At 30.6% G+C, this 9,979-nt stretch carries 5 protein-coding genes; 4 read left to right on the top strand and 1 reads right to left on the bottom strand.

Going from position 1 to position 9,979, the window contains the following annotated elements; genetic code table 11:
- Positions 1 to 86: 86 nt before the first annotated feature.
- Genes ACTG3S_RS04085 through ACTG3S_RS04075 form a run of 3 tightly spaced genes read left to right on the top strand, consistent with a single transcriptional unit; the run spans position 87 to position 5,513 of the window.
- Positions 87 to 2,873, top strand: coding sequence for a T9SS type B sorting domain-containing protein (locus ACTG3S_RS04085; protein WP_439128101.1), 2,787 nt, complete (start codon positions 87 to 89; stop codon positions 2,871 to 2,873).
- Between the two features lie 30 nt (positions 2,874 to 2,903).
- A complete protein-coding gene (uvrB, locus tag ACTG3S_RS04080; RefSeq protein ID WP_439128100.1) occupies positions 2,904 to 4,892 on the top strand; it encodes an excinuclease ABC subunit UvrB in 1,989 nt (662 codons plus the stop codon).
- Positions 4,893 to 4,901: 9 nt separating this feature from the next.
- Positions 4,902 to 5,513, top strand: coding sequence for a hypothetical protein (locus tag ACTG3S_RS04075; RefSeq protein WP_439128099.1), 612 nt, complete (start codon positions 4,902 to 4,904; stop codon positions 5,511 to 5,513).
- 597 nt (positions 5,514 to 6,110) lie between these two features.
- Here ACTG3S_RS04075 and sucC read toward each other — a convergent pair.
- Positions 6,111 to 7,307, bottom strand: coding sequence for an ADP-forming succinate--CoA ligase subunit beta (gene sucC, locus ACTG3S_RS04070; protein ID WP_439128098.1), 1,197 nt, complete (start codon positions 7,305 to 7,307; stop codon positions 6,111 to 6,113).
- 241 nt (positions 7,308 to 7,548) lie between these two features.
- On the opposite strand from sucC, the gene ACTG3S_RS04065 reads away from it, so the two are divergent.
- Entirely contained in the window at positions 7,549 to 9,969 is a 2,421-nt protein-coding gene (locus ACTG3S_RS04065) for a DUF5916 domain-containing protein (RefSeq protein WP_439128097.1), read from the top strand.
- Positions 9,970 to 9,979 lie beyond the last annotated feature (10 nt).

Raw genomic sequence — 9,979 nt, 5'->3', positions numbered from 1 at the left:
GTACAACATTACACTGATTCCTGCTGATAACACAAAGCAAACCATAAATAAAAAAGGAAATTTTTCTTTATTAAGAAGGTAACAAAATGAGATGTGCTCTAATAATTTTATTCATCATATTTACAAACTTTAGTTTTGCCCAAGGTGAAACCAATTTTTGGTATTTTGGTAATAAAGCAGCACTTGACTTTAATTTAGGAGATGTTCAACCACTATCTAACAGTAATATGGAAACTCCTTTTGGATCTTCTTCCATATCAGATGTAAATGGAAATCTTTTATTTTACACAAATGGTGAAACAGTTTGGAATAGAAATCACCAAATAATGGAAAATGGTACAGGTTTGGCAGGTCAACCAGAAAACACCCAACCTTCGATTATAATTCCTAAACCAGGAAGCAACGAAATTTATTATGTATTTACCACTAGAAAAGAGGCTACTTCAAACTATACAACCGGAATTAGATATTCTGAAATAGAAATATCTAACAGATACCCATTGGGTAATGTGATCAACAAAAATGTTTTTTTAAATATTTATAAAACAGAGAGAATTACTGCCATCCATAGCAATGACGGTAATTCTATTTGGGTTATTACATTTGGTTCTAGAGGAAATGAAAACGGAGAACCTTTTGACACATTTTCTACTTATAAAGTAAATACAACCGGTGTAGATAATACAAGAATACAAAAAACAATACCCGAAGCAGTTACAGCCTCTTCTGTTGGGCAGCTTACCATATCTCCGAATGGAAAAAAAATTGCACTCTCCAACTTTGATTTTTCACGAACTGCTCAGCAGCTTAAAACATCTACAAAAAGAAAAAAAAGAGCACAAACCAATTCTAAATTTAAACTCAGCGAATCTCAACACATATTAAATTTTAATAACGAAACTGGTGATATTAGCTATGATACAAGTATTTCTACAAATGTAGGTATAGGTGTTTGGTTTATTCCTTATGGAGTAGCATTTTCCCCTGACTCTACAATCTTGTATCAATCTGGTGATTTAAACATAGGCTCTAGCATAGTAAGGCAATATAATTTAGAAGGTAACTCAGACCCACTGAATGCACCAGTACATTTAATTTCTTCTACTGATTATAATTACAGACACCTACAAATAGGCTCTGATGGTAAAATATATGTTGCCAAAATTACTGCAGATTTAAATAATATAGATTCAGAGTTTATAGATAGAATAAATGAACCCAACCTAACAGGTTTTGATTGTGATTATCAAGCAAACTCTGTAAACATACAACCTGGTTTTTCTCAAAATGGAATGCCAAATTTTATCCAGTCTTACTTTCAAAGTAAAATATTTTCTGAGGATAAATGTCTAGATGAAGTCTTTAATTTTTCTGCGCAATCATACATTCCTATTCAATCTATTAATTGGGATTTTGGTGATGGAACTACTTCAACAGGTTTAACATCAACACATCAATTTACTACAAGTGGCTTAAAAAAAATACAGGCAGAACTTACTTTAATTAATAATACCATTGTTAACATTTACAAAGAAGTCGAAGTTTTTCCGTTACCTATTTTGAGAAATAATCAAGCATTAATACAATGTGATGATGATTTTGATGGAATTTCATTTTTTAATCTATTCAACATCAGAGAAAAAATAACAAACCCTGCATTAAGTGAAGAGTTTGTTTTTTATGAATCTGATATTGATGCCCAAAATGATAACAACAGAATTTCGAATCCTGAAAACTATCAAAATAATATACCTAATCAAGAAATATTTATAAAAGCCACAAATAGTAATGGTTGTGTTTCTTTTTCATCTTTTAGAATAAGAGCAAATTTTGTTCAGGTAGATCCTATTTCAGATATGTATGTTTGCGAAAACTCAGATCAAATAGCTGGAAATACTCAAGGTAGTTTCGATTTAATTCGTAAAAAAATCGATGTAATTAGTGAGCTTAGTTTAAATAGAAATACAACACTCAGATTTTACAATACTTATTCTGATGCTCTAACAATTAGCAACGAATTAGAAGATAACTTTATCTCTTCTACAACGACTATTTGGGTAAGAGTAGAAAATAGTTCTGGTTGTGGTGGCATTCAATCTTTTAACGCTATTGTAAATTCAGAACCCATTATAAATCTAGAAGATAATTACACAATCTGTTTCAATCCAGATATCAAACCTCCAGTTATCGTATCTGCAGATGCTAGCAACGAAAGGTTTGAATGGAAAAATAGCTCAGGAAACATTATAAGCACAGCGCAAAATTTTACATTGACTAGTACAGGAAATTTTTCTTTAACTGTTTACAAAACCGAAAACGGAATAATATGTTCTAATACCAAAGAGTTTGAAGTTATAAATCCAGAAAAACCAACTTTTTTAACTATTGATGTAAATACGGAAGATGAAACCAATAACATTGTCGAAGTTTCTGTTTCTGGCAATAGTAATTATGAGTTTTCTTTAGACAATACCACATTTTTTGGAAATGGTAAAAACTACAGATTTACAAACGTAGTTGCTGGTTTAAGAACAATTTATGTGAGAGATGTAAACACTTGCGAAGAACCCATACAAGAAAAAGCATCTGTTTTAGGCGTTCCTGATTTTTTTACACCCAACAACGATGGTAAAAATGATTATTGGAATATAAGAGGATTAGATACACAGTTCTTTAAATCTATCAACATTAAAATATTTAATAGATTGGGTAATCTTATTGCAACTATCACAGATTTTACAACTCTTGGTTGGGATGGAACCTATGATGGCAAAAAAATGATTTCTAATACCTATTGGTATACAGCAGAAATTATAGACATAGACGATGTTTTAATTGAAAAAACAGGAAATTTTAGCCTGATTAGAAAATAAAAATACAATTACAATCCGTATTTTTACACTATGCAATTCAAACTCGTTTCAGACTTTTCTCCTACAGGAGACCAACCTCAAGCCATAAAAGAGCTTTCGCAGGCAATAAACAGTGGCGAAAAATTTCAAACCTTACTAGGTGTTACTGGTTCTGGTAAAACTTTTACGGTTGCAAATGTGGTAAAAGAGGTTAAAAAACCAACTTTGGTTTTGGCTCATAATAAAACTTTAGCAGCACAATTATACTCTGAGTTTAAACAGTTTTTTCCAGAAAATGCTGTAGAATATTTTGTTTCTTATTACGATTATTATCAACCAGAAGCATACATACCAGTTACAGGTACTTATATAGAAAAAGATTTATCTATAAATGAAGACATAGAGCGTTTGCGTTTAAGCACCACTTCTTCCCTACTTTCTGGTAGAAGAGATGTTTTGGTTGTTGCCTCTGTTTCTTGTTTGTATGGTATTGGTAACCCAACAGAGTTTAAAAGAAACATTATTCCTGTTGCAGTTGGGCAACTAATTTCTAGAACCAAATTTTTACATCAATTAGTACAAAGTTTGTACTCTAGAACCGAACACGAAATAAAAAGCGGAACTTTTAAAGTAAAAGGAGACGTTGTAACTATTTATCCTTCTTATGGAGATAATGGTTATAGAATTCACTTTTTTGGTGATGAAATTGAAGAAATAGAGTTGTTCGATCTAGAAAGCAATGCTGTGATTAATACTTTTGACGAGTTAAGTATTTACCCAGCAAATTTATTTGTTACCTCGCCAGATGTTTTACAAAATGCCATTCATCAAATACAAGAAGATATGATGAAACAGGTAGATTTCTTTAATGAAATTGGTAAACATTTAGAAGCAAAAAGAATTAAAGAACGAACGGAATTCGATCTTGAAATGATACGTGAACTAGGTTATTGCTCAGGAATCGAAAATTACTCTAGATATTTAGATGGCAGGCAACCAGGTACAAGACCTTTCTGTTTGTTAGATTATTTTCCAGATGATTATTTAATGGTGATAGATGAAAGCCACGTCACAGTTCCACAAACACATGCCATGTATGGTGGAGATAGAAGTAGAAAAGAAAATTTGGTAGAATATGGTTTCAGATTACCAGCAGCCATGGACAATAGACCTTTAAAATTTGATGAGTTTGAAGCCATACAAAACCAAACGATTTTTGTTTCTGCAACTCCTGCAGATTATGAATTACAAAAAACAGAAGGTGTTTTTGTAGAACAAATTATTAGGCCTACAGGCTTGTTAGATCCGCCAATAGAAGTAAGACCAAGTTTAAATCAAATAGACGATTTAATAGAAGAAATACAACTAAGAGTAGAAAAAGACGAACGTACTTTGGTAACTACTTTAACCAAAAGAATGGCAGAAGAATTAACTAAATATCTCACAAGAGTAGATATTCGTTGTAGATACATACACTCTGATGTAGATACTTTAGAACGTGTAGAAATTATGCAAGATTTGCGTAAAGGGTTGTTTGATGTTTTAATTGGTGTAAACTTATTAAGGGAAGGTTTAGATTTACCAGAAGTATCTTTAGTGGCTATTTTAGATGCTGATAAAGAAGGTTTTTTAAGAAACACCAAGTCTTTAACACAAACTGTAGGTAGAGCCGCAAGAAACGTAAATGGTTTGGCAATTATGTATGCCGATAAAATAACAGATAGCATGCAAAAAACCATAGACGAAACAGACCGTAGAAGAGAAAAACAAATTGCTTATAACACAAAAAACAACATTACGCCTACTCAGATTAATAAAAAAATAGACAATACTTTATCTAAATCTGCGGTTTCTAGTTATCATTATGACAATGCAAAACAAGTGGCTGCAGAGCAAGATTTACAATACTTACCAAAAGAAGAAATAGAAAAACGCATAAGAGATACCCGTAAAAAAATGGAAGCTGCAGCTAAAAACTTAGACTTTATTGAGGCTGCAAAATTGAGAGATGAAATTGCCGTTTTAAAGGAAAGTGTTTAAATTTATAAAATGAAAAAAAGTATACTCTTAATACTATTTATCTGCCAATTTACTTCGGCTCAAAAAAAAGAATTATATGTAAATGATGATTATGTTTTAATCGGTAAAGAAACTTATAACAAAAATATACCAGGTAAATATTTTACATATTTCAAACAAGAAAACGACTCTTTAATTATTTATATAAAATCTCCTTCAATAAAAGTAGGAAGAATTAAAGATAGTGTTCATAATAAAATTAAATACTATCTTAAAGAATTAACAAACAAAAAAATAGACGAGAAAAACACTATAATTATAAATTATTTTCCTGAAAATGATAAGTGTTTGGGCAATAGACGTTGGAATAGTAGTATTTTATATAAATTCAAAAAATTTGTAAAAAATGTAAAATCTAAAGAAAATATAAGTCAATTTTTTATTTTTAAAGATGAAAGTGTTGTTAAGAATTTTAAAAGAAAATTTACTTGGTATTTAGATAAAAATCAAATAATAGAAAAAGAATTTTTTAAATTACACTACCTCTGTTTTAGCTATATAATAATAAAACCTAATGGAAATTATTATTCAAAAAGAGGGGAATATGATATAAATAAATTACTAGAAAAAATACAAGATTAATTTTTCCTAATCCTCAACTTAATAATACTATCTATTAATTTACTTGCTTTCTTTTCGTAAATAGCTTCGTCTTTTTTAGGCCAAGTTTGTTTGGCGTTTTTATTAACCCTTTCGTTGTTCATATACTTTAGCTCTTTTTGTAGTTTTTTTATGATAGCTGCTGGGTCTAATTTTTTTTCTGATTGTACGCCTAACTTTTTTAAATTCTTTTTTAAATTGTCTGTTTCCTTTAGAAAAGCTTTCTCTTTGGCTGGTGTCCACCTTCTAAGTACTTTTAGTTTAGTTCTTTGTTTTTCTAAATAAGTTATTCTCTTTTTAATCTTTTTTATTAAAACGGTTTTATCTTGCGCTATTTTTAGGGTAGAAAAACCAGCACTTTTATAAGTTTTAGCATGTAAAGTAAAAGTTATGCTACAAATTAGTAAAAAAATAAATATCAGTATTTTTTTTTTAAATCATTTTCATAAAATTATATATACAAATTATAATTAATTGATAAAAGTACGTTTGTTAAGAGCAATTAAAAATAGACACATTTTAAAATAAAAAAACGCCTCAAAATGAGGCGTTTTTTAAAATATATTTAAGCTGTAAGTATTATGCACTTAAAACTTCGGCAACTTTATCTGCTGCTTCTTGAAATTCTGTTGCAGAAATAATTTCCATACCAGAATTGTCTATCAATTGTTTTGCTTCCGTTGCATTGGTACCTTGTAATCTACAAATAATTGGCACTGTAATTTTGTCACCCATATTTTTATATGCATCTACAACACCTTGTGCAACTCTATCACAACGAACAATACCACCAAAAATATTTACTAAAATTGCTTTTACAGCTGGATCTTTTAAAATAATACCAAAAGCAGTTTCTACTCTTTGTGCATCTGCTGTACCACCTACATCTAAAAAGTTTGCAGGCTCACCACCAGATTCTTTAATTAAATCCATGGTACCCATTGCTAAACCAGCACCGTTTACCATACAACCAACGTTTCCATCTAAATCTACATAGTTTAAACCAGCAGCTTTTGCTTCTACTTCAATCGGATTTTCTTCACGTAAATCGCGCATTGCAGCATAATCTTTATGTCTAAATAAAGCGTTTTCATCTAAAGAAACTTTAGCATCAACAGCCATTATTTTAGAATCTGAAGTTTTTAAAACAGGATTGATTTCAAACATAGAAGAATCTGACTTAATATATGCAGTATATAAAGCCGTAACAAATTTTGTCATTTCTTTAAATGCAACACCAGATAAACCTAAGTTAAAAGCAACTTTTCTTGCTTGAAAAGGCATTAAACCTAATAATGGATCTATTTCTTCTGTAAAAATTAAATGTGGTGTTTCTTCTGCAACTGTTTCTATATCCATACCACCTTCAGTAGAATACATAATCATGTTTTTACCTGTGGCTCTGTTTAAAAGAACTGACATATAATACTCATCTGGTTCTTCATCACCAGGATAATAAACGTCTTCTGCAACCAAAACTTGATTTACCAACTTTCCTTCTGCTGAAGTTTGTGGCGTAATTAACATCATTCCTAAAATATCATCAGAAATACTTTTTACTTCGTCTAAGTTTTTAGCCAGCTTAACACCACCACCTTTTCCACGACCACCAGCGTGAACTTGCGCTTTTATAACGTGCCAACCAGTACCAGTTTCTTCTGTTAATTTTTTGGCTGCATCTACAGCTTCTGCTGGAGTGCTTGCTACAATTCCTCTTTGAATTCTAACCCCAAAACTATTTAATATTTCTTTTCCTTGATATTCGTGTAAGTTCATTGTTTTAATGTTTTTAAACGCAAGCAAAAGTACAAATTCAGATGTAAAATTTTGCAATCTTTCCTATAAAAAAATCAAAAAATAAAAACTTTTATTTCTTTAAGAAATCTTTAACACTCTGTAAGTGTAACACTTTAAAAAAAAGATAGTCTTTCTTACAATTAACACAATTTTATGAAAGTACCTTAATTAGGTTAAATACTTTCGCTTTGTGTTTATTCACAATCAACCAAAAAAGTACATGTTCAAAAAAATTATTATCTTAAAACTATTCGTTTTAACCATAGGCTCTTTGTATGCCCAAAACAATCAAAACAGAAAAAAAGTAACCACAACAAGAGCAACTAAAGCACCAAAAATAGACGGTTTTTTAAATGATGATGCCTGGAAAAATGCAGAGCTTCTTACAAATTTTGTCATTTTTAGACCCGAAAATGGAACTGCCGTAAAAGACGAGTATCAAACAACTGTAAAAGTTATTTACGACGACAATGCTGTATATATTTCAGCAGAAATGCTTGACCCAGACCCTGAAAATATACCACAGGAATTTGCTGTAAGAGATAATTTTAGTCAAGCAGATTTCTTTTTGGTTACCATAAATCCAAATGACGATGGCCAAAATCCATTTGAATTTCTTGTACAATCAACAGGAAACCAAGCAGATTCTAAAGTTTCTAACGGAAATGAAGATTTTAATTGGAGTGCTGTTTGGGAAAGTGCTGCAAAAATTACAGACAAAGGCTGGAATGTTGAAATAAAATTGCCTTACAGAGCTATTCGTTTTGCAAACAGACCTGTACAATCTTGGGGTTTTAATTTTCATAGGCGTTTAGAAAGATTAAATGAGCAACATACTTGGACACATATTGATAATTCTGTTGGAAGATGGACGCAATATGATGGTTTAGTAGAAGGTTTTACCAACATAAAACCTCCAACAAGGTTAAATTTATACCCTTATGCATCTGCAACTTCTATTTCTTTTAATGGAGAAACCACTTACGACTATAGTGTTGGTATGGATCTTAAATATGGATTGTCAGAAAACTTTACCTTAGATGCTACTTTAATACCAGATTTTAGTCAGGTTGGTTTTGATAATGTAGAATTAAACTTAGGCCCTTTTGAACAACAATTTACAGAACAACGTCAGTTTTTTACAGAAGGTACAGAGCTATTTAATATTGCCAATTTATTTTATTCAAGAAGAATTGGTGCAGCACCAATAGATCAATTTAATGTAGCTTCTAACCTTTCTGTAGATGAAGAAATTATAGATTACCCAGGTAAAGTTACCATGTTAAATGCTGTAAAAATTTCTGGAAGAACTAAAAAAGGATTGGGTATTGGTTTTTTTAACGCCATCACAGAAACTACAAAAGCGACCATCAAAAACAACACAACAGGCGAAACAAGACAAGAAGTAATAGATCCATTTACGAACTACAATATTTTGGTTTTAGACCAACAATTCAATCAGAACTCAAACGTTTCTTTAATTAACACCAACGTAACCAGAGATGGACGTTTTAGAGATGCTAATGTAACTGCTTTAGACTGGCATATAGAAACCAAAGACAGCAAATACAACGCAGATGGTTCTTTTAGAATGAGTAATATTTCTGATGATGTTTTTAACCCAAATACTGGTTATACGTTTGATAATAGTTTTGGCTATAATTCTGGCAACTGGAATTGGGAAATAGGTTATAATTTCACCAATAAAGATTTTAACCCAAATGATTTAGGTATTCAATTTGGTAATGACCAACAAACCATTTACGGGAGTGCTGGTTGGAGAACTTTACAACCCACAAAAAAGTTTAATAGATATAATTTTAATTTTTACAACCAAGCTAACTTTCAACATTTTTCTGGAGCATTTACAGGTTATAATGCTGGTTTTGGTGCAAGTGCACAAACAAGAAAACGTTTTACATTTGGTGGTAATCTAAACTACGGATCAGAAAGAAGAGACTATTTTGAACCAAGACAAGGAACCACAAGTGGTGTTTATTTTTTAAGACCTGAAAGATTGAATGTAAATACTTGGATTTCTACCAATTCTCAAAAAAAATTAGAGTTAAATGCTGATGTTTATTACAATATGTTTACCAATCATCCTCAAGAAGGTTACGGGTTTAGCGTAAGCCCTAGATATCGATTTACTAATCAGTTTTCTTTACAATATAGCTTAAGATTTAACAAAAGGTTTAATGATCAAGGTTATGTAAGTCAAAATGCATCCAATGTAATTTTCGGTCAAAGAAATCGTAAAGATTACTCTAACAACATTTCTGGAAAATATAATTTTAGCACAAACTCTTCAATATCCTTAAGTTTTAGACATTATTGGAGTGATGTTGCCTACAATGGTTTTTACGACTTAAATCCAGATGGTTCGCTATCAGAAAATAGTTTTGTTGATAATGACGTAAACTTTAATAGTTGGAATTTAGATTTGAATTATTTTTGGCAATTTGCACCAGGTAGCCAATTAATTGTTTTTTATAGAAATTCAATTTTTGATAGCAATTCAAATTCAGGTTTAAATTTTTACGAAAACTTAGAAAATTTATTCAATCAACCCAATCAACATACATTTTCTGTAAGGTTTGTATATTTTATAGACTATAATACTATAAAAAATATTTTTTAAACTGTTTTTT

Origin of the sequence: Polaribacter sp. (genome assembly GCF_965656025.1) — a bacterium.
Taxonomy (GTDB): Bacteria; Bacteroidota; Bacteroidia; order Flavobacteriales; family Flavobacteriaceae; genus Polaribacter.
Note: the sequence above shows the minus strand (reverse complement) of the source record. Positions and strands in the feature narration are given on the sequence as shown.